Source organism: Pseudomonas sp. Au-Pse12, assembly GCF_021341665.1.
GTDB lineage: Bacteria > Pseudomonadota > Gammaproteobacteria > Pseudomonadales > Pseudomonadaceae > Aquipseudomonas.
Map to the genome: position 1 here is coordinate 47196 of NZ_JAJTTH010000010.1, position 21341 is coordinate 68536.

Sequence of the window (21341 nt, forward strand, 5' to 3'; positions counted from 1 at the left end):
CGGGGTGACACCGGGAAAAACCGCCAAGGGGTCGAATCAGCTCACGGTGCCGACGTCTTTTTTTGCCTGTTCCCCCCGCCGAACCGGCTTGGCGGGGCGAGGGCGCTTGCTCCCGCTGGCCTGCGCAGCGCGCCCAGAACCTGCCCCCCGCGTATTCCATGCCGCCGTGCAATTTCGCCCCCGCGGCCGCCGCCCCGGCGAGCCCGAACCCTCTCCCAGCGCCTGCGCCACAGGTCATTTCAGCTCATTGTGCCGGCCGAACCCCGGGCAAAAGGGCGTTTGCGCCGTTCGCCGCCCCGGCCTGTCACGGAACCGTCATTCACCGACCCTAGCGTGCCCTCCCAGTTGCCGGGCCCCTTGCCCGGCGTTGGCGGACTCTTGGGGAGGAACCTCATGTACAAGCGCAGCAGTCCCGGGCTTGTCAGCTTTACCTTGACCGCGCTGGCCATGGCCATCGCCAGTGAACGTTTGAGCGCCGCCGAAACGGCCGCCACCGAGCACGTTCAAGTGGTCGGCCAGGCGGCCAGCATCGATCAGGCGCTCAAGGAGCAACGGCGTTCCGACAGCATCCAGAGCGTGGTGCACGCCGACGGCGTGGCCCAGTTGCCGGACCAGAACGCCGCCGAAGCGGCGCAGCGCCTGCCGGGCATCAGCATCGAGCGCGACCAGGGCGAAGGGCGCTTTGTCAGCGTCCGTGGCCTGGGCCCGGACCTCAACAGCGTGACCATCAACGGCACCCTGGTGCCTTCGCCGGAAAGCGCGCGCCGCGCCGTGGCCCTGGACGTGCTGCCCTCGGAGCTGGTGCAGTCGCTGTCGGTGATCAAGACCCTGACCCCGGACATGGACGCCAACTCCCTGGGCGGCACCGTGGACGTGAAAAGCCTCTCGGCCTTCGACCACAAGGGCCTGTTCTACAGCGGTAGCAGCGAGGCCAGCTATGACCAGAACACCCGCCAGACCAGCCCGAAATTCTCCGGCGCGGCGAGCAACCGCTTCAGCCTCGGCGACGGCATCGACAACTTCGGCGTGGCCGCGGCCCTGAGCTGGCAGAAGCGTGATTTCGGCTCCGACAACGTCGAGACCGGCGGCGCCTGGGACTTCGAGCGGGGCGCCAGGCTGCAGGAGTTCGAGCAGCGCGACTACGCCATCAGCCGCGAGCGTGCCGGCGGCGGCCTGAACTTCGACTACAAGCCCGACGACAGCAGCAGCTACTACCTGCGCACCCTCTACAGCCGCTACAAGGACAGCGAGACCCGCAACTCCACCAGCATCGAGTTCGCCGACCCGCTGGCGGCCGGTGAGCGCGGCGACGCCGAGGCCAAGCGCAAGCTCAAGCAGCGTGAGGAAACCCAGGAGATCCAGTCCTACGTGTTCGGCGGCGAGCGCCAGCTGGGCCTGTGGACCCTCAGCGGCCAGACTGGCTACAGCCGCTCCAGCGAAGACAGCCCGGCGCATATCGCCGGGGCCACCTTCAAGGGCAACAGCGATTTTTCCGACAGCGGTTTCCATGACAACGGCAAGCCGCGCCCGGTGATCGGCTCAGGCTTCTTTGACGCGGCCAACTTCACCCTGGACAAGGTCGACTGGGAAAAGCAGAACACCACCGACACCGAGAAGAACCTGCGCCTGGACCTGGCCCGGGACTATGACCTGAGCGGCTACGCCGCGCAGTTCAAGTTCGGCGGCAAAGTCAGCCGGCGCAACAAGGACAACGACCTGGAAGCCTGGGTCTACAAGGACTTCGACACCCTGGGCTTCACCGACCAGCAGCTCAACCTCGGGCAGTTCCAGAAGGGCCGCGTGGACTACTCCCTGGGCCGCTTCGGCCCGGGCATCAGCGGCGGCGCCATCAAGCAGCTGATCGGCGGCCTGAATCCGGCGGCCTTCTACGACGAGGAAGAATCCCGGGTCAACGACTTCAAGATCCGCGAAGACATTAACGCCGGCTACTTCATGAACACCCTGGATATCGACGACTGGCGCTTCATCGCCGGCCTGCGCTACGAGGGCACCGAGTTCGAGGCCAAGGGCACCGGGGTCACCGACGGCGCCTTCACCGCCACCGACACCAAGCGCCGCTACCAGCACTGGCTGCCGGGGCTGCATGCGCGCTACCAGCTGGACAAGAACACCCAGCTGCGCGCGGCCTGGACCAAGAGCGTGGTGCGCCCGACCTTCGGCCAACTGGCCCCGGGCTTTGTCATCGACGGCGACGAGGCGACCTTCGGCAACCCGGACCTCAAGCCCCTGGAGTCGAGCAACCTGGACCTGGGCATCGAGCACTACATGGGCCGCGCCGGCAGCGTCTCGGCCTTCGTGTTCTACAAGGACATCCAGAATTTCGTCTACAACACCGACCTGGCCGGCACCGGCGCCTGGAGCGGGTTCTCCGAGGCGCACACCTTCGCCAACGGCGACAGCGCCAAGCTGTATGGCCTGGAGCTGGCCTACTCGCAGAAATTCGACTGGCTGCCGGCACCGTGGAACGGCCTGCTGCTGGGCGCCAACAGCACCTTCAGCCGCTCCAGCGCGAGCATCGAAGGCTTCGACCAGAAGGCCGGGGTCAACCGCAAGCGCGACATCGACCTGCCCAACCAGTCGGACACCGTGGGCAACCTGATGCTTGGCTGGGAAGACGACACGCTCAGCCTGCGCCTGTCGGCCAACTACAAGTCGGCCTACCTCTATGAGCTGGCCTCGATCAGCGACAAGGCCCACGACCTGCACGTGGACGCCCAGACCTTCGTCGATTTCAGCGCCAAGTATTCCCTGAGCAAGAACCTGCAGCTGAGCTTCGAGGCGCAGAACCTCACCGACCAGCCGTACTTCGTCTACACCGGCAACCGCTCCTACAACGCCCAGTACGAGGAATACGGCCCGACCTACAAGCTCGGCCTGACCTTCACCCACTTCTAAGTACCGGGCCGCTGCCCGACTGCACCTCCAAGGATTGTGATGAGCACTGTATCGACCGCGAAAACCACCCTGCTGGCGCTGTGCATTGGCCTGGCCAGCAGTGCTGCCCAGGCCGCCCCCAGCGTGCCGGGCCTGACCCTCAAACCCTGGGCCGAGCAGACCCCGGGCGTCACCGGGCTGGGCTTCGTGCCCGCCGGCACAGGCGCCGACCGGCTGCTGGCCAGCGAGCGCGAAGGCCTGTTGCTGCTGGATGAACAGGGCCGCCAGCTGGCCCGCTTCAAGGGGTCGTTCAACGGCCTGGACAGCCGCGCCGCCGGCCAGCAAGTGCTGGTGGCCAGCCTGGACAACGAACGCCAGCAGGCGCTGCTGCTGAGCCTCGACCCGAAGGCCCGGCATTGGGGCCAGCCGCTGTACCTGCCGCCCCGCGACTTCCCGGTCAACGGCCTGTGCCTGTACCGCGACGAGGCCAGCAACCTGTTCCTGTTCCTGGTGGGCGAGGAGGGCAAGGGCGAGCAGTGGCTGGTGGGCCACGGCGCGCAACTGAGCGCCGAGCCGCAGCGGGTGCGCGGCCTGCCGCTGCCGCCGGAGGCCAAGTTCTGCCAGGTGGACGACGCCGCCCAGCAACTGCTGGTCAATGAACAGAATGTCGGCTGGTGGGCCTACCCGGCCCACGCCGAAGCCGACACCGCGCGCCAGCCGGTGGCCCTGCGCGCGCCCTTTGGCGAGATCAGGAAAAGCGCCGGGGCCATGGCCCTGGTGCCGGGCGGGGTGCTGGGCCTGGACCCGAAAGCCGCGCAACTGCACCTCTATCAGCAGCAGGAACAGGGCTGGTCGGCCCAGGCCACGCTGCCCCTGGCCGGCCTCAAGGAGGCGGAAAACATCGCCCTGCGCGCCAGCGACAAAGGCCTGCAAGTGCTGCTGCGCGACGATGAAGACGGGCGCCTGTACCAGGGCCAGTTGAACTGGCAGGCCACCCCGGTGGCCCTGCCGCCGGTATTGCCCAACGTGCAGGCGGCGGCACAGAGCGAGCCGGTGGGGCGCCAGGGCGATGCCGCTGATGACCCGGCGATCTGGGTCCACCCGCAGCAGCCGTCCCTGAGCCGGGTGCTGGGCACCAACAAGAAGCAGGGCCTGCTGGCCTACGACCTGCAGGGCCAGCTGTTGCAGGAACTGGCGGTGGGCCGGCTGAACAATGTCGACGTGCGCCCCAACTTCCAGCTCGGCGAGCGCCGCGTGGACCTGGCCGTGGCCAGCAACCGCGACCGCAACAGCCTCAGCCTGTTCGCCATCGACCGCGCCAGCGGCGAGCTGAGCGAGGCCGGGGAGGTGCCGACGCCGCTCAAGGAAATCTACGGCATCTGCCTGTTCCAGCCGGCCAGCGGCGAGATCTACGCGATTGCCAACGACAAGGACGGCACCTTCGTCCAGTACCGCCTGAGCGCCCCCGGCGGCACCGCCCAGGGCGAGTTGGTGCGCCAGTTCAAGGTGGCCAGCCAGCCCGAGGGCTGCGTCGCCGATGACCAGCGCCAGCGCCTGTTCCTGGGTGAAGAGGACGTCGGCGTGTGGGCGGTGGATGCCCGGCCCGAGCAGCCGGCGACCCTGCACAGCGTGATCAAGGTCGGCGGCCTGTTGCAGGCCGATGTCGAGGGCCTGGCGCTGTACCAGAGCAACGCCCGCGACTACCTGGTGATTTCCAGCCAGGGCAACGACAGCTACCTGGTGCTGGACGCCGAGCCGCCGTTCGCTTCCCACGGCGCCTTCCGGGTCAGCCTCAACGCCGCGGCGGGGATCGACGGCGCCTCGGAAACCGACGGCCTGGAAGTCACCTCGGCCAACCTCGGCGGGCCCTGGAGCCAGGGCCTGCTGGTGGTCCAGGACGGACGCAAGCGCATGCCCGAGCAGACCCAGAACTTCAAGTTCGTGCCCTGGGCCGACGTCACCCGGGCCCTGAAGCTGCCCTGAGCCGGGCTGTCATCACCCGGTCATCGGTATCTCATCGAATAGCCCCGCCGGCACGGCTCAGGCCCCGGCGGGCACCCACGAAGGAGTTTCACCATGCAAGCCACACTCGAACACATGAGCATCTGGGGGCTGATCAGCGATGCCAGCCTGTTGGTCAAGGCGGTGATGCTGACCCTGCTCCTGGCATCCCTGCTCAGCTGGTACCTGATCATCCAGCGCGGCGCCGTGCTGCGCGGCCGTGAGCGCCGTTGCAACGCGTTCATCCAGCGCTTTCGCGCCGCGCCCGAACTCTTGCCGCTGTACCGCGAAGTGGCCCGCAAGGCTGATGGCGAAGGCGGCGTAGAGCCGATCTTTGTCGCCGGCTATGAGGAATTCGGCCACTTGCGCGGCGCGGCCGGTGGCGCCGCTGAAGGCGTGCTGGAGGGCGTGGAGCGGGCCCTGTACGTGGCCATCAGCGAGCAGGAAACCCGCCTGGAAAAGGGCCTGCAGTTTCTCGCCACCGTGGGCTCGGTGAGCCCCTATATCGGCCTGTTCGGCACCGTGTGGGGGATCATGAATTCCTTCCTCGGCCTGTCCCAGGTGCAGCAGGCGACCCTGTCCACCGTGGCCCCGGGCATTGCCGAGGCGCTGATCGCCACCGCCATCGGCCTGTTCGCGGCGATTCCCGCGGTGATCGCCTACAACCGCTTCTCGGCCCGCAGCCAGACCCTGCTGACCCGCTACTACGCCTTTGGCAACGAACTGCAGGTGCGCCTGCACCGCACCTTGCAGGGCACCCCGAGCCACCTGGCCGTGGCCGCCTGAGAGAAGGAGCAAGCCGATGTTAGTCAGGCCGCAACGCAAGCACGGACCCAAGGCGGAAATGAACGTGGTGCCCTACATCGACGTGATGCTGGTGCTGCTGGTGATCTTCATGGTCACCGCGCCGATGCTCACCCAGGGGGTGAAGATCCAATTGCCCAAGGTCGCCAGCGAGGCCCTGGCCACCGACAGCCGCCAGCAGATCCTCACCCTGTCGGTGAAGGCCGAGGGCGGCTACTACTGGAACCTGGGCAGCGAACTCGACACCCGGCACCAGACCGACAGCGCCGTGGACCTGGAGCAGATGCGCGCCAAGGTGGCCCAGGTGATTGCCCAGCGCGGCGACACCCAGGTGTACATCCGCGCCGACCAGGACGCCGCCTACGCCAGCGTGGTGGCGGCCATGGCCGCGTTGCAGCAGGGCGGGGTGCACAACCTGGGGCTGGTGACCGAGGCCCCGCAATGACGGCGATGATCCTGCACCGCCCCACAGTGATGCCCATGCGGCCCGAGGCGTCCGGCTTCTGGCGCAACAGCCTGGCGGCGACCCTGGCGTTGGCCCTGCACGCCGGGGTGCTGGCGGCGCTGGTGCTGGGCTGGTCGGTGGACAAACCGAAGGTCGAGGCGCCGGCGGTTCTCACCACCCAACTGGTGATGCTGGCACCTCCCGCGGCCCCGGAGCCTCAACCGGCGTTGGCACACCTGGCACCGCCGCCACCTGTGCCAGCCGCTGCGCTGGAGACGCCCAAGCCCCAGGTGGACCCCCAAGTGCAGGCGCAGAAGCTGGAGCAGGCGGCCCTGGCGCGTAAGCGTGTGGACGACAAGAAACGTGAGCAGGCGCAAGAGCAGCAACGCCAGCAGCGCGAGCGCCTGGACGCCGAACAGCGCCAGCGCGATGCCGAGCAACGCGTGGCCCAGGAACAAGCCCAGGCCCAGCGCGCCGAACAGTCGCGGCTGGCCGCCGAGCGCGCGCGCCAGCAGGCGGCCCAGGCTGCTGCCGACAGCCGCCAGTACCAGCCCCTGAGCAAGGAGGCTCCGGACTACCCGCAGCGGGCCCTGGACAAGAACCTGGAGGGCGACTGCACCGTGGAATACAGCGTCAACCCCCAGGGCCGGGTGGAGAACCCCAAGGTCATCGACGGTTGCCACCCGCTGTTCATGCGCCCGTCCCTGGCGGCGGTGGCGACCTTCCGCTACCAGCCACGGCTGATCGACGGTCGGGCGGTGACGGTGCCGGCGGTGCGCAACACCTTTCACTATCGGATCCAGTAAGGCCGGGGCTGGCCGGACAAGTCCCCTTGGCTGGCCGCCAATGCCCTCAACCCCGGGGCTGGGGTGTCTTAGTGTGGCCGGGTGTGGCCCGCCCCTGTCGTCGGGGCGGGCCCCTTGCCCTGGCTGCACTGAGGACCGCCGATGCCCACTGTCACCTGTTCGCGCCCGTTGCGGCGCCCCTGTTCCCTGATTGTTCGCAGCGCCCTGGGCCTGGCCCTGGGCGTGCTGCTCAGTGCCTGCGGCGAGGCAGAGCCGCCGGCCAGCGGGGCCTTCAACGCGGCGCGCCTCGACGCCGCCCGCCAGGCCCCGGCCGACCCGGCCCTGGCCCAGGTCTATGCCAGCAGCTGCCAGCTGTGCCACGCCAACCCGGCCTCCGGTGCGCCCCAGGCCGGGGATGCCAAGGCCTGGGCGCCGCGCCTGGCCCAGGGCGCCGACACCCTGCTGGACCACAGCATCAACGGCTACCAGGGCATGCCGCCCATGGGCCAGTGCATGCAGTGCAGCGAAGAGCAGTTCCTGGCCCTGATCAGCTTCATGTCCGGCCACTCATTCCCATAAAAAACACAGGGTCTCCCTTCATGGTCATGCACCTTTCCCGACGCCGGCTGCTGCAAGGCGCCGGCGCCCTCGGCGCGTTCAGCGCGCTGTGCAGCAACTCGCTGCTGGCCGAGCTGGCCCGCGCCCCGCGGCTGATTCCCTGGCGCAACTGGTCCGGCGCGCAAAGCTGCCTGCCCGAGGCGCGGCTGGCGCCCAAGGACCTGGACGAGCTGCGCCAGGTGATCCGCCAGGCCCCGGGCAAGGTTCGCCCGGTGGGTTCCGGGCACTCCTTCAGTGCCCTGGTGCCGACCGACGGCACCTTGCTATCCCTGGCCTATTTCAACGGCCTGCTGGCCCACGACCCCCAGACCCTGCAGGCCGAGTTCGCCGCCGGCACGCCGATGGCGCTGATGGGCCCGGCCCTCAAGGCGGTGGGGCAGGCGCTGTGGAACATGGCGGACATCGACTACCAGACCCTGGCCGGGGCGATTGCCACTTCCACCCACGGCACCGGGATCGGCTTCGGCTCCTATTCGTCCCAGGTCTGCGGGCTGCAGCTGGTGACCGCCAACGGCGAAGTGCTGGATTGCGACCGCCAGCGCAACGCCGAGGTGTTCCACGCCGCCCGGGTGTCCCTCGGGGCGCTGGGGGTGGCGACCCGGGTGCGCCTGCAGAACCGCGAGGCCTACCGCCTGCGGGAACAGCAGTGGATTGCCAGGACCGATGAACTGCTGGAAGACATGGACAAGCACATCCAGGACAACCAGCACTGGGAAATGCTCGTGGTCACCCATTCCGACTACGCCCTGGCGGTGGCGCTGAACGAAACGACTGAGCTGCCGACCCCGCCCACCGACCCGGCCGAGGAGGGCGGCAACGAGTTCGTCAGCCTGATCGAGAACCTCGACAAGTACGTCAGCGACTTCCCCGAGACCCGCAGCCACCTGCTCAACAGCCTGCGCTGGCTGGCCCGGTTTGATCCGCGAGTGGGCGATTCCTATCAGGTCTACGCCAATGTGCGCAGCGTGCGCTTCAACGAAATGGAGTACTCGGTGCCGGCGCACCTGGGGCCGCAGTGCCTGCGCGAGATCCTCGCGCTGATCCGCGACAAGGACCTGCGCACCTGGTTTCCCATCGAGTACCGCTACGTCAAGGCCGACGACATTCCCCTGAGCATGTTCGAGGGGCGCGACAGCTGTTCGATCTCGGTGCACCAGCACTACAGCATGGACCACCACAATTTCTTCGCCGCGGTGGAACCGATTTTCTGGAAGTACCAGGGGCGTCCGCACTGGGGCAAGCACCACAGCCTCAATGCCCGCACCCTGCAGGGGCTGTACCCGCAATGGCAGGCTTTTGCCAGGGTGCGCCAGGCGCTGGACCCGCAAGGCAAATTCATCAACGCCCACCTGGCCTCGGTGCTGGGCGTGGCGTGAACAGGAGATCAGACACATGAACCGTCGTCATTTCATGGCCGGCACCCTGGGGGCCGGGGTATTGCTGGCCGGTGTCGGCGCCTGGCTGCGGCCCGGCGACCGGGGCGCGCCCTACAACGCGTATTTCGCCGGGCTCAATCGCGAGCTCAAGGCCAACGGGCCGATGCGGCCGGTGATGCTGATCGACCTCGATCGCCTGGATCACAACATCGATGTGGTGATGCAATCGGTGCGACGCGGCGGCAAGCACCTGCGCCTGGTGGAAAAATCCCTGCCGTCGCCGGGGTTGCTGGCCTACATCGCCCAGCGTGCCGGCACCCGGCGCCTGATGTCGTTCCACCAGCCGTTTCTCAACCACGACGCCGAGGTGTTTGCCGACGCCGATATCCTCCTGGGCAAACCCCTGCCGGTCCGCGCCGCCGAGCTGTTCTACCAGCAGCTCAAGGGCCCGTTCGACCCGCGCCGGCAACTGCAATGGCTGCTCGATACCCCAGAGCGCTTGCAGCAGTACCTGGCGCTGGCTCAGGGCCTGGGCACGCGCCTGCGCATCAACATCGAACTGGATGTGGGCCTGCACCGTGGCGGCGTGGCGGACAACGCCGTGCTGGGGCAGATGCTGGCGCTGATCAGCGCCCACCCGCAGCACCTGGAGTTTGCCGGGTTCATGGGCTACGACCCGTTTGTCGACATGGGCGTGCCGGGGATTCTGGGCTCGCCGCAAAGCCTGTTCGAGCAGGTCATGGCGCGCTACAACGGCTTTGCCGATTTCACCCGCCAGCAGTACCCGGCGCTGTGGCACGCCGACCTGACCCTGAACACCGCTGGCAGCCCCAGCTATCGCCGGCACGAACAGGAACGCCTGAGCAGCGAGGTGTCGGTGGGTACTGCGCTGCTCAAGCCCAGCCACTACGACCTGGCGTCCCTGGAGCAGCACGTGCCGGCGGCGTTTATCGCCACCCCGGTGCTCAAGAGCACTGGCCCGGTGCGGATCCCGGCCCTGGACGACAAGTCGCGGCTGTTGTCCTGGTGGGACCGCAACCAGCGCCAGACCTTCTTTATCTATGGCGGCCACTGGCTGGCGGATCTCGAAGCGCCGGCGGGCTTGCAGAGCAACGACCTGTTCGGTCGCAGTTCCAACCAGGAGATGGTCAACGGTTCCCGCGCCGTGGGCTTGCAAGTGGACGACCAGGTGTTCCTGCGCCCGCAGCAGAGCGAAGCGGTGCTGCTGCAATTTGGCGACCTGCTGGCGCTGCGAGGCGGGCGCATTGTCGAACGCTGGCCGGTGTACCTGTAGCCGCTGCCGAGCCCTGGCGGTCTCCCGCCGAACCCGCAGCGGCGTCTAGACGGCCGCAGGCCTCACAGGGCAAAGGGAATGGTCAGCTTGGCCCAGAGCATGTCGCCCTCGGGGCGGTTTTCCACGTCGAACTCCTTGGCCCAGCGGATCTCGGCGCTGGCGTATTTGAGGAAGCGCAGGTGCAGCGCCGGGCCGATGGCGAACACCTGCCCGCGCACCCCGTCACTCACGTCCTCGCCCATGAAGGTCACGGTCTTGCCGTATTGCTTGTCGTCGGTGGTCTGCTTCAGGTAGTAGCCGTTGAGCCCCAGGCTCAGGTCGTCGGTCAGGCGGTAGCTGGCCGAATAGTCGAAGTGGAAGATCTGCCCGGAACGGTAGTGGGTATCGCGGTTTTCCTGGTTGAAGCTGTAGGTGCTCTTGAACGACAGCTCGGTGCGTTCGCTGGGCAGCCAGGTCATGGAAAACAGCGGCTTGTAGGTGGTGAAGTTGTTGCTGGTGTTGGCCAGGCGGTCGGCATCGTACTGGCCGGTGGGCAGGGTCACTTCCACGGCCGCGCCGAGGGTCAGGTTGGGGCCCATGTCCCAGAGGATGATCGGCGCGAAGGTGGTGTCGCCCATGCTTTCGCGGCGGTCGCTCTGGCCGTACAGCGACACTTGCTGGCGCAGGTAGGGCTGGGCCACGTAGCCCCCCAGGCGCCCGCCCAGGACCCGCAGCGGGCTCAGGTAATCCAGGCGCGGGATGATCGCGTCGGACGTGATCCTGACCTCCTGGACCTTGCCGCCCAGGGAGCTGATATCGAGCTTCCTGGCCTGGTAGTGGTTGTAGTAGAGGTTGAAGGCGAACATGTGCTCCGGGAGCTGGTCGGGGCTCAGGGGCAGCACGTAGAAGCCGTCGGTGCCGGGGCCGATATTGTCGACCCCGGATTCGCTGGCCAGGGCATTCAGGCTGGCGCAGGTGGCCAGGGCCACGCCCAGGGGCAGGGAGCGGGTAAGGCGGGTAGGGTGCATGGTTGGGCTCATTCTTATTGTTAGTGGGGGCGCGGCGGCAGGGGCACCGCCCGCGCCATAGAAATAAGCCCTGGGCCGGGCACGGGGCAGGGTATTGGCGGACAGGGAGGGGGACTTTGTCGGACACTTTGCAATGCTTTGTTACATTCCCCCGTAAAACCCCAGGCATCGGGATATGCTTGGGCCACCGGTGAAGCCTTGGCGCCGGTGCAGGCAGACCATAAAAACAGCCGCCTAAGCGGCCCGGAAGCCCACTCCCATGCAGATCAAAGCCGCCGACCCCCACGACCAGCTGGCCCTGGTTTCACCCTTCCTGTTGCAGACCCTGGCGGACGTCGCCGAGGCCAAGGGCGTCAGCGCCGAGCGCTTGTGCCGTGGCCTGGGCTTTACCCTGGACGACCTGCAGGACCCGACGCTGCGCATCTCCTACCGCCAGGCGGTGGCGATGATCGAGCGCGCGCTGGCGGCGCTGCCGCAGCAGGGCCTGGGGCTGTGGGTCGGCAGCCGCAATGTGCTGGGCACCCTGGGCCTGCTGGGCCATGCGCTGTCGTTGTGCCGGACCCTGGGCGACGCCTTCGAGCTGGGCATCCGTCACCAGCACACCTCGGGCACCATCGTCACGGCCGATGTCGGGCGTCAGGGCGAGGAGTTCTTTGTCGAGCTGCAGTGCCGCCTGCCTTACGGCGAGGTGCAGATCTTTGCCGCCGAAGAGTTCTTCGCCAGCCTGCTGATCTACGGCCGGGCCCTGGTGAGCCCGGTGTTCCAGGCATTGCGCGTGGAGTTCATGCACGCCGCGCCGGCCTACACCGAGCTCTATCAGCAGTTGCTGGGCCCCCAGGTGCGCTTTGGCTGCCTGCACGCACGCATGGTGATCGAGGCCCGCTGGCTGCAGATGCCCTTGCCCAACCATCACCCGGTGGCGCTGCGTCAGGCGCTCAAGCTGCTGGAGCTGGAAAGCGCCCAGGTGCACCAGAAGATGGACCTGATCCAGGCGGTGGAGCGGGCCTTGTCCCGGGACCTGCGGGCCGGCAGCCATATCGAGCAGGTGGCGGGGGATTTGAACATGAGCGGGCGCACCCTGCGCCGGCGCCTGACCGAACACGGCCTGACCTTCGAAGCCCTGCTGGAGCGGGTGCGCCAGGCGCGGACCCTGAACCTTTTGGGTAACCCGGAGCTGTCCATCGAGCGCATTACCGAAGAGGTCGGCTACAGTGATGTGCGCAGTTTTCGCCGGGCCTTCAAGCGCTGGACCGGGCTCAGCCCCAGCGCCTTTCGCGAAGAGTCGGTGGCGCATTGAGGGCCGTGCCTCCCTGTCGCCGCTGCCGAGCCTCTGGCGTCCTCAAGATCCCTGCGTCTGCTGCGTCGGCCCAAGCCGTTCGCAGCCTGCGGCAGCGGCGACAAGGCTTGTCTGTATCAACGCTGACGCCGGCAGCCCACAGCGGTAAACTCCCTGCCTTTATTCAGGAGTTCCCATGAGTTACTACCAGCCCGGCATCCTTGCTGCACCCGTTCCGTCCCAGGCCCGTCACCTGTTCTTTGCCCTCGAATCCATCGAGGCGTTGCCCCAGGCACTCGACCAGTTGCTGGCGCGGGTGGATGGCGCAACGGCGGTGGCGGGCCTGGGGGCCTCGCTGGTCAAGGCCCTGGGCGCCCGGGTGCAAGGGCTCAAGGCGTTCCCGGCGCTGACCGGCGTTGGCGTCGACAACCCGTCGACCCAGCACGCCCTGTGGGTCTGGCTGCACGGTGATGATCGCGGCGAGCTGCTGCACCGCAGCAACGAATTGGCGGCCGCCCTGGCCCCGGCCTTGCGCCTGGTGGCGATGAACGAGACCTTCCGCCACAAGACCGGCCACGACCTCACCGGTTACGAAGACGGCACCGAAAACCCTGAAGATGAAGCCGCCGCGGCCGCCGCCCTGGCCGAAGGCGAAGACGGCCTGCGCGGTGGCAGCTTTGCCGCGATCCAGCAGTGGCAGCACGACTTCAAGGGCTTTGCCGCGATGCACCAGCAAGAGCGCGACCACATCATCGGCCGGCGCCTGAGCGACAACGAAGAGCTGGATGACGCGCCGGAGTCGGCCCACGTCAAGCGCACCGCCCAGGAAAGCTTCACCCCGGAAGCCTTTATCGTGCGCCGCTCGATGCCCTGGGTCGAAGGTGAGAACGGCGGCCTGATGTTCCTCGCCTTCGGTCACACGCTGAACGCCTTCGAAGTCCAACTGCGGCGCATGAGCGGCCTGGAGGACGGCATCGTCGACGGCCTGTACCGCATGAGCCGGCCGATCACCGGCGGCTACTACTGGTGCCCGCCGCTGCACAACGGCCAGCTCGACCTGCGCGCGCTGCAAAGCGCGAAATGAACAGCGAGGCCGGGCCGCTGACGACCGTGCGCTGGGGCATGATCGGGTGCGGCAGCGCACGATGCGCAAGAGCGGCCCGGCCTTCTACAAGGTCCCGGGTTCGGCGCTGGTGGCGGTGATGGGCCGCCGCGCCGAGGCGGTGCGCGACTATGCCCGGCGCCACGGCATTGCCCGCTGGTAGACCGATGCCCAGGCCCTGATCGACGACCCCGAGGTGGACGCGGTGTACATCGCCACGCCCCCCGACAGCCATTACGCCTACAGCCTGCAAGTGGCCGCCGCTGGCAAGCATTGCTGCGTGGAAAAGCCCATGGCCCTGCATGCCGGGCAGAGCCGGGCCATGCAGCAGGCGTTCCAGCAGGCCGGGTTGCACCTGTTCGTTGCCTATTACCGGCGTTCCCTGCCGCGCTTTGCGCAGGTGCGGCAATGGCTGGCAGATGGCCGCATCGGTGAGGTCCGGCACCTGCACTGGAGCCTGAGCAAGGCCGCTTCCGAGGCAGATCGCAGCGGCGCGGCCAACTGGCGTACCGACCCACGGATTGCCGGTGGCGGTTACTTCGCCGACCTGGCCAGCCATGGCCTGGACCTGTTCCAGTACCTTGTGGGCGACATCGTCGAGGTGGCCGGCATCAGCACCCGCCAGGCCGGGCTGTATGCCGCCGAGGACGCGGTCAGCGCCAGCTGGCGCTTCGCCTGCGGGGCACTGGGCAGCGGCGCCTGGAATTTCGTCGCCGACCGCCGGGTGGACCGGGTGGAGATCATCGGCAGCCGGGGGCGCATCACCTTTTCCGTGTTCGACGAGCATCCGCTGCAACTCGAAGCCGAAGAGCCCCTGAGCCTGGTCATCGAGCACCCCGAGCACATCCAGTGGCATCACGTGCAGGGCATGAACGCCCATATCCGCGGCGACGCAGTGCACCCGGCCCAGGCCAGCGAGGCGCTGAAGACCGATTGGGTCATGGATCGGATTCTGCAGCGCGGCTGATCCAATGGCGGCGGTCTTTCGGGCGGCTTTGCCGGCAAGCCGGCTCCTGCGGGGGCGCCGATCATTGGGCAGGCAGGTGCAACTGAACGTCCATGGCGTCATGCAGCAACCTGACCACTTCGATCAGGCGGTCATCGATCACTCGATAAAACAGGACATGTCGTGGCTTCTTGACCTGGGTTTGAGGGGGGCGGGAGTGTTGGCGGGAATAGAACAGGTGGTAGCTGCGAAGGCCCGGTGCGATGTCGTCACGCTCGTGGCTACCAACGTGCCGAGGGTTGCTGGCGAGATCGTGCAGGGCTCGCAGGATCAGGGCCTGATAGCGGACCCGGGCCGCTTCGCCAAAGTGCTTTTGGGAAAACCGCAGTGCGTCGACGATGTCGGTTCGGGCTGCATTGGAAATCCGGTACTGGACCACCTCAGTGTTTCTCTTGATCCGTGGCGACGGCTTCCAGTCCCAGCTCATCCAGGTAGTGCTGCAGGTTTTCTTCCCGCACCTGGCTGAAGCGTCCTTGTTGCAGGTCCGCGATACCGATCGCAGCGGCTTGGCGCAATGCCTCGATTTTCGCGGCTTCCTCGGCAACCCGTTGTTCCAGCAGACGCAAACCTTCGCGCATGACCTCGCTGGCGTTCTGGTAGCGACCGGATTTGACCAGGTTGTTGATGAGCTGCTCTTGATGGGCGGTGAGGACAACGTTTCGCGTTGGCATGCCGTGCTCCTGGGCTGGGCGTGTGAGGAAAGGCGTTGGCATATTATGCCAACTGGCAGCCGGATTCAGCCTCGAAGGGGGCTTGACGACAAGTGGCTGTGGGCGTTCATCGACATCGACGATGGTTTTCTGGCAGGACTGATTGGCGGTTCTTGTCAGATAAATCCGAGAGGAGTACAAATGTACTCCATGACGACTTTATCTCCCCGCCGCAGTGCCATCCTGACCTTTATCCGCGAACGCATCGCCGATCACGGCCAGCCCCCGAGCCTCGCTGAAATCAGCCAGGCCTTCGGTTTCGCCTCGCGCAGCGTGGCGCGCAAGCATGTGCTGGCGCTGACCGAGGCCGGGTTCATCGAGGTCAACCCGCATCAGGCCCGGGGCATTCGCCTGCTCAATCAGCCGCGGCGCCCGGAGCTGCTGGAAATCCCGGTGCTGGGGCGGGTGGCCGCCGGTGCGCCGATTGGCGTCGATGCCGACATACACGGCCAGTTGTGGCTGGACCCGGGGATGTTCTCCCGCACTCCGGATTACCTGCTGCGGGTCCAGGGCGATTCGATGATCGATGACGGCATCCTCGACGGTGACCTGGTGGCGGTGCGCCGCAGCAGCGAGGTGCGCAACGGCCAGACCGTGATCGCCCGCCTGGACGGCGAGGTGACCATCAAGCGTTTCGAGCGCAAGGGCCAGAGCATCCGCCTGCTGCCGCGCAACCCGGCCTACCAGCCGATCGAGGTCAGCGCCGACCACGAGCTGTTCATCGAAGGCGTGTTCTGCGGCCTGGTGAGGCCCGGCTGATGGGCGCCGTGGTCGCACTGGATACCTTGTTCAATGGCGGACAGGTATGGAAAGGCCGCCCGGCGGCCGCGCCGGCCAGCCTGCAGCCGACGGGGCACGCCGCCCTGGATGCGGTGCTGCCCACGGGCGGCTGGCCGGAGGCGGCGCTGACGGAAATCCTCATCGCCGCCCAGGGCCTGGGCGAGCTGCAGTTGCTGTGGCCGAGCCTGGCGCGGCTGACCGCGGCGGGGGAGCGGGTGGTGCTGGTGGCGCCACCCTTCGTGCCCTATCCCCAGGCCTGGCAGAACGCCGGGGTGGATGTGCGCCAGCTGTCGATCATCCAGGCCGGGGAGCGCGATGCCTTGTGGGCCGCCGAGCAGTGCCTGCGTTCCGGCAGTTGCGGCGCGGTGCTGTGCTGGCCGCAGCAGGCTGACGACCGCGCCCTGCGGCGCTTGCAGGTGGCGGCGGAAAGTGGCCAGACCCTGGCCTTCGCCTACCGGCCCCTGGACGCTGCGCACAACCCGTCGCCGGCGGCCCTGAGGATCAGCGTGCAGGGCCGCCCCGTGCAGTTGCGGGTGCTCAAGTGCCGGGGCGGGCTGGCCCATCCGGCCCCGATTGCCTGGCCCGCCGGGCACTGAGGTTGGCATGCGTTGGGTGTGTATCCTGTTCCCGCAATTGGCGCTGGACGCGGTGCTGCGTCAGCGCGCCGAACCCGAGGCGCCCCTGGCGCTGCTCAGTGGCACCCCGCAGCGCCGGGTGATCCAGGCGGTGAATGGCGCCGCCCGCGAGCTGGGCCTGCGCCCGGGGCAATCGCTGACCGCCGCCCAGGCCCTGACCAAGGCCTTTGCCAGCGCCGAATACGACCCCCGGCAGATCGAGCACTGGCAGCAGTTCCTCGCCGCCTGGGCCTATGGCTTCAGCTCCCAGGTCAGCGTGGCCTACCCGCGCACCCTGGTGCTGGAGATCGAATCCAGCCTGGGGTTGTTCGGCCCCTGGCCGCAGTTGGAGGCGCGCCTGCGCCGGGAGTTGCAGGCCCTGGGCTTTCGCCACCGGATCGTCGCCGCGCCGAACCCGGCGGCGGCACGGGTCCTGGCCAATGCCTATGACGGCTTGGCGGTGGTCGATCCCCAGGCCCTGCAGCAGGCCCTGGGGCCGATGCCCATCGAGCGCCTGGGGCTGGCGGCGGAGAACGCCACGGCCCTGTCGCGCATGGGCGTGCGCAGCTTCGAACAGCTGCGCGATTTGCCTCGGCAAAGCCTGGCCCGGCGTTTCGACGGCGCCTTGCTCAAGCACCTGGATACCCTGCTCGGCGAGCGCCCGCTGGGGCTGGCCTTCTACCAGCCGCCGGACCGTTTTGACCTGCGCATCGAGCTGAATTTCGATGTGCTGTCCCATCAGGCGCTGCTGTTTCCCCTGCGCCGGCTGACCGCCGACCTGGCGGCCTTTCTCTGTGGCCGTGACAGCGGGGTGCAGCGTTTCGCCCTGCACCTGGAACATGCCGAAGGCGCCGACACCCTGATCCCGGTGGGGCTGCTCAGCGCCGAGCGCGACCCGGCGATGCTGTTTGAGCTGGCCCGTGGGCGCCTGGAGCAGATCCAGGTGCCGGCGCCGGTGCGCAACCTGCGGCTGGTGGCCGAGGACCTGCCGCTGTTCGTGCCCCAGCACACTGAACTGTTCGACCCGCGTCCGCAGCAGAACCTGCCCTGGGAACAGTTGCGCGAGCGCCTGCGGGCACGCCTGGGAGATGACGCGGTGCAGGGCCTGGGGCATCGCGCCGATCACCGGCCGGAGCACAGTTGGCAGGCCCGGGCGGACGCGCGACCGTGCCCGGCCAACCCCGGGCTGCGCCGCCCCGGCTGGCTGTTCACTGAACCCCAGGCCCTGAACGAAGGGGCGGTGCGGATACTCATGGGCCCGGAACGCATCGAGTCCGGCTGGTGGGACGGCGCCGACGTGCGCCGCGACTACTACCTGATCGAAACCGCGGCCGGTCAGCAGGGCTGGGCCTATCGCCAGGTGGGCGAGCCCGGGCCCTTGCTCCTGCAAGGCTGGTTCGCATGAACGGTTACGCCGAGCTGCACTGCCTGTCCAACTTCAGTTTTCAGCGCGGCGCCTCCAGTGCCGCCGAATTGTTCCAGCGCGCCACGGCCCTGGGCTACCAGGCCTTGGCGATCACCGACGAATGCACCCTGGCGGGAATCGTCCGCGCCTGGCAGGCCTCCCGCGACAGCGGCCTGAAGCTGATCGTCGGCAGTGAAATGCAGGTCGAGGACGGCCCGCGGCTGGTGCTGCTGGTGGAGGACCTGGCGGGTTACCAGGGCCTGTGCCGGTTGATCACCCGGGCCCGGCGCCGGGCCGAGAAGGGCTGTTATCGCCTGCTGCGCGAGGACTTCGCCGAACCCTTGCCGGGGTTGCTGGCCCTGTGGCTGACGGGCACCGGCGAGCCGCAGGCCGAGGGCCGCTGGTTGCAGCAGGTGTTTCCCGAACGCCTGTGGCTGGCGCTGGAGCTGCATTGCGGCCAGGACGATGCCCGGCACCTGCAACAGCGGCTGGCCCTGGCCCGGCAACTGGGGCTGCCGGCCGTGGCCTGTGGCGATGTGCACATGCACGTGCGCGGGCGCCGGGCCTTGCAGGACACCATGACCGCGATCCGTCATCACCTGCCGGTGGCCGAGGCCGGGCAGCGCCTGTTCGCCAACGGCGAGCGTCACCTGCGCCCCATCGAGGTGCTGCAAGGCCTGTACCCGCCAGCCCTGCTCGACGAGTCGCTGGCCATCGCCGGGCGCTGCGCTTTCGACCTCGGCCAACTGCGCTACCAATACCCCCGGGAGCTGGTGCCCGACGGCCATGACGCTAGCTCCTGGCTGCGGGTGCTGACCCAGCGCGGCATTCTGCGTCGCTGGCCCGGCGGGGCCCGGGCCGAGGTGCTGCAGCAGATCGAGCATGAGCTGGCGTTGATCAGCGACCTGGGTTACGAGAGCTACTTTCTCACCGTGCACGACATCGTCGATTTCGCCCGGCGCCAGCACATTCTCTGCCAGGGCCGGGGTTCGGCGGCCAACTCGGTGGTGTGTTTCGCCCTCGGTATCACCGAGATCGACCCGGACCGCTCGACCCTGCTGTTCGAGCGCTTTTTGTCGCGGGAACGCAACGAGCCGCCGGACATCGACGTCGACTTCGAACACGAGCGCCGCGAAGAGGTGCTGCAGTACGTGTTCCAGCGTTACGGCCGGCACCGCGCGGCGCTGACCGCGGTGGTCAGCACCTACCACGGCGCCGGGGCGGTGCGCGATGTGGCCAAGGCCCTGGGCCTGCCGCCGGATCAGGTCAACGCCCTGGCCGACTGCTGCGGCCACTGGAGCGACACCCCGCCCAGCGTCGAGCGTCTGCAGGAGGCCGGCTTCGACCCCGAGAGCCCGGTGCTGCGCCGGGTCCTGAGCCTGACCGGGCAGTTGATCGGCTTTCCCCGGCACCTGTCCCAGCACCCCGGCGGCTTCGTGATTTCCGAGCAGCCCCTGGACCATCTGGTGCCGGTGGAGAACGCGAGCATGGCCGAGCGCACGGTGATCCAGTGGGACAAGGACGACCTGGATATGGTCGGCCTGCTCAAGGTGGACATCCTCGCCCTGGGCATGCTCAGCGCCATCCGCCGCTGTTTCGACCTGATCCATGGTTACCGCGGCCAGCGCTACAGCCTCACCAGCATTCCGTCCGAAGACCCGGCCACTTACCAGATGATCGGCCGCGCCGACACCATTGGCGTGTTCCAGATCGAGTCGCGGGCGCAGATGTCGATGCTGCCCCGGCTCAAGCCGCAGAATTTCTACGACCTGGTGATCGAGGTGGCGATCGTGCGGCCTGGGCCGATCCAGGGCGGCATGGTCCATCCCTACCTGCGCCGGCGCAATCGCCAGGAACCGGAAACCTATCCGTCTCCGGAGCTGAAGGGCGTACTCAAGCGCACCCTGGGGGTGCCCTTGTTTCAGGAACAAGTGATGCAGATCGCGATTGTCGCCGCCGACTACACCCCGGGCGAGGCCGACCAGTTGCGCCGCTCCATGGCGGCCTGGAAGCGCCACGGCGGCCTGGAGCCGCACCGCGAACGGCTGCGCCAGGGCATGCGCAAGAACGGCTACAGCGACGAATTCGCCGCGCAGATCTTCGAGCAGATCAAGGGCTTTGGCAGCTATGGCTTTCCCGAATCCCACGCCGCGAGCTTCGCCTTGCTGACCTACGCCAGTTGCTGGCTCAAATGCCATGAGCCGGCGGCCTTCGCCTGTGCCCTGATCAACAGCTGGCCCATGGGCTTCTACAGCCCGGACCAGATCCTCCAGGACGCCCGGCGCCACGGTTTGCAGATCCGCCCGGTGGACGTGGGCGCCAGTGACTGGGATTGCAGCCTGGAAGTCATCGCCGGGGCTGGCCAGCCGGCCCTGCGCCTGGGGCTGCGCATGATCAAGGGCTTTCGCCAGGAGGACGGCCTGCGCATCGAAAGCGCACGCCGGCAGCGGGCCTTTGTCGACATTGCCGACCTGGCCGAGCGGGCGCGGCTGGATGTCCGGGCCCAGGAGCTGCTGGCGGATGCCGGGGCCTTGCGCGGCCTGGCCGGGGATCGCTACCGGGCGCGCTGGGAAGTGGCCGGGGTGGAAAAGCAACTGGGGCTGTTCGCCGATCTGCCACGCCAGGAGGAAGCCCCGGTGAACCTGCCTCGGCCGAGTGTCGGCGAAGACCTGCAGGCCGATTACCACAGCCTTGGCACCACCCTGGGGCCCCATCCTTTGGCGCTGCTGCGGGCGCAGCTCAAGGCCCGGCGCTGCCGCAGCTCGCGCGACCTGCTGGCGGTGGAGCACGGGCGTTCGGTGAGCGTGGCCGGGCTGGTCACCGGGCGCCAGCGCCCGGGCACCGCCAGCGGGGTGACCTTCGTCACCCTGGAAGACGAGTTCGGCAACGTCAACGTGGTGGTCTGGCGCGATCTGGCCGAGCGCCAGCGCCGGGTGCTGGTGGGGTCGCAGTTGCTCAAGGTCGACGGCACCCTGGAGACCGAGGGCGAAGTGCGCCACCTGATTGCCGGGCGCCTGACGGATCTGAGCCCGTTGCTGGCTGGCATCAGCGTGCGCAGCCGGGATTTTCGCTGAGGGATCAGGCACTTGCCCGAAGTGCTTGGGTGGGCCGGGGAATCAGGCAGTCAATGAACTGGCGCCAAGGGTTTTTATTCCTTTTCGGTCTGATGGCGCTTTGGCATAATCGCCGCCGATGATGCCCCCTGCATCAAGTTTCAGAACAC

The 21341-nt window shown here is 67.9% G+C and carries 17 protein-coding genes and 1 pseudogene; 15 read left to right on the forward strand and 3 right to left on the reverse strand.

Annotation, left to right across the window (positions count from 1 at the left end):
* Positions 1-393: 393 nt before the first annotated feature.
* The 8 genes from LXM55_RS25045 (at position 394) to LXM55_RS25080 (ending at position 10218) form a co-directional block, all read left to right on the forward strand.
* On the forward strand, positions 394-2916 hold the full coding sequence (locus tag LXM55_RS25045; RefSeq protein ID WP_233322841.1) for a TonB-dependent receptor: 2523 nt from the start codon (positions 394-396) through the stop codon (positions 2914-2916).
* A 39-nt stretch (positions 2917-2955) separates the two neighbouring features.
* Positions 2956-4878, forward strand: coding sequence for a phytase (locus tag LXM55_RS25050; RefSeq protein WP_233322842.1), 1923 nt, complete (start codon positions 2956-2958; stop codon positions 4876-4878).
* A gap of 93 nt (positions 4879-4971) precedes the next feature.
* Entirely contained in the window at positions 4972-5682 is a 711-nt protein-coding gene (gene tolQ / locus LXM55_RS25055; RefSeq protein WP_207166158.1) for a protein TolQ, read from the forward strand.
* A gap of 16 nt (positions 5683-5698) precedes the next feature.
* The gene (gene tolR / locus LXM55_RS25060) at positions 5699-6145 is read left to right on the forward strand and encodes a protein TolR (RefSeq protein ID WP_233322843.1); all 447 of its coding nucleotides are present in this window, start codon (positions 5699-5701) and stop codon (positions 6143-6145) included.
* Positions 6142-6951, forward strand: coding sequence for an energy transducer TonB (locus LXM55_RS25065; RefSeq protein WP_233322844.1), 810 nt, complete (start codon positions 6142-6144; stop codon positions 6949-6951). Before tolR ends, LXM55_RS25065 begins: the two co-directional genes overlap by 4 nt.
* 141 nt (positions 6952-7092) lie before the next feature.
* Positions 7093-7509, forward strand: a complete 417-nt coding sequence (locus LXM55_RS25070; RefSeq protein WP_233322845.1) for a c-type cytochrome — start codon at positions 7093-7095, stop codon at positions 7507-7509.
* Positions 7510-7529: 20 nt separating this feature from the next.
* The gene (locus LXM55_RS25075; protein ID WP_233322846.1) at positions 7530-8924 is read left to right on the forward strand and encodes a D-arabinono-1,4-lactone oxidase; all 1395 of its coding nucleotides are present in this window, start codon (positions 7530-7532) and stop codon (positions 8922-8924) included.
* A gap of 85 nt (positions 8925-9009) precedes the next feature.
* Positions 9010-10218 (forward strand): DSD1 family PLP-dependent enzyme, encoded by a 1209-nt coding sequence (locus tag LXM55_RS25080; RefSeq protein WP_233323003.1) that lies wholly within the window; start codon positions 9010-9012, stop codon positions 10216-10218.
* Between the two features lie 62 nt (positions 10219-10280).
* Here the strand turns inward: LXM55_RS25080 and LXM55_RS25085 are convergent, their stop codons facing one another.
* Positions 10281-11225 carry a SphA family protein gene (locus LXM55_RS25085; RefSeq protein ID WP_233322847.1) on the reverse strand — a complete coding sequence of 315 codons (945 nt, stop codon included), beginning with the start codon at positions 11223-11225 and terminating at the stop codon, positions 10281-10283.
* Positions 11226-11484: 259 nt separating this feature from the next.
* Here LXM55_RS25085 and LXM55_RS25090 point away from each other — a divergent pair, with 259 nt between their 5' ends.
* The 3 genes and pseudogenes from LXM55_RS25090 to LXM55_RS25100 all read left to right on the forward strand — a co-directional run bounded on the left by LXM55_RS25090 (position 11485) and on the right by LXM55_RS25100 (position 14570).
* Positions 11485-12522, forward strand: a complete 1038-nt coding sequence (locus tag LXM55_RS25090; RefSeq protein WP_233322848.1) for an AraC family transcriptional regulator — start codon at positions 11485-11487, stop codon at positions 12520-12522.
* Positions 12523-12697: 175 nt separating this feature from the next.
* Positions 12698-13585: a Dyp-type peroxidase gene (locus LXM55_RS25095; RefSeq protein WP_233322849.1), complete on the forward strand. Its 888-nt coding sequence runs from the start codon at positions 12698-12700 to the stop codon at positions 13583-13585.
* Between the two features lie 17 nt (positions 13586-13602).
* Positions 13603-14570 (forward strand): annotated as a pseudogene (locus tag LXM55_RS25100) (Gfo/Idh/MocA family protein).
* 61 nt (positions 14571-14631) lie between these two features.
* Here the strand turns inward: LXM55_RS25100 and LXM55_RS25105 are convergent.
* Both LXM55_RS25105 and LXM55_RS25110 read right to left on the reverse strand, forming a co-directional pair.
* Positions 14632-14988 carry a type II toxin-antitoxin system RelE/ParE family toxin gene (locus LXM55_RS25105; RefSeq protein WP_233323004.1) on the reverse strand — a complete coding sequence of 119 codons (357 nt, stop codon included), beginning with the start codon at positions 14986-14988 and terminating at the stop codon, positions 14632-14634.
* A 1-nt stretch (position 14989) separates the two neighbouring features.
* Positions 14990-15280, reverse strand: a complete 291-nt coding sequence (locus tag LXM55_RS25110; RefSeq protein ID WP_207166156.1) for a type II toxin-antitoxin system ParD family antitoxin — start codon at positions 15278-15280, stop codon at positions 14990-14992.
* 180 nt (positions 15281-15460) lie between these two features.
* On the opposite strand from LXM55_RS25110, the gene lexA reads away from it, so the two are divergent.
* Genes lexA through LXM55_RS25130 form a run of 4 tightly spaced genes read left to right on the forward strand, consistent with a single transcriptional unit; the run spans position 15461 to position 21192 of the window.
* The gene (gene lexA, locus LXM55_RS25115; RefSeq protein ID WP_233322850.1) at positions 15461-16078 is read left to right on the forward strand and encodes a transcriptional repressor LexA; all 618 of its coding nucleotides are present in this window, start codon (positions 15461-15463) and stop codon (positions 16076-16078) included.
* Positions 16078-16695, forward strand: coding sequence for a translesion DNA synthesis-associated protein ImuA (gene imuA, locus LXM55_RS25120; RefSeq protein WP_233322851.1), 618 nt, complete (start codon positions 16078-16080; stop codon positions 16693-16695). The genes lexA and imuA overlap by 1 nt, the downstream gene beginning before the upstream one ends.
* Before the next feature lie 7 nt (positions 16696-16702).
* On the forward strand, positions 16703-18118 hold the full coding sequence (locus LXM55_RS25125; protein ID WP_233322852.1) for a Y-family DNA polymerase: 1416 nt from the start codon (positions 16703-16705) through the stop codon (positions 18116-18118).
* On the forward strand, positions 18115-21192 hold the full coding sequence (locus LXM55_RS25130) for an error-prone DNA polymerase (RefSeq protein WP_233322853.1): 3078 nt from the start codon (positions 18115-18117) through the stop codon (positions 21190-21192). Before LXM55_RS25125 ends, LXM55_RS25130 begins: the two co-directional genes overlap by 4 nt.
* The last annotated feature ends 149 nt before the right edge of the window (positions 21193-21341 follow it).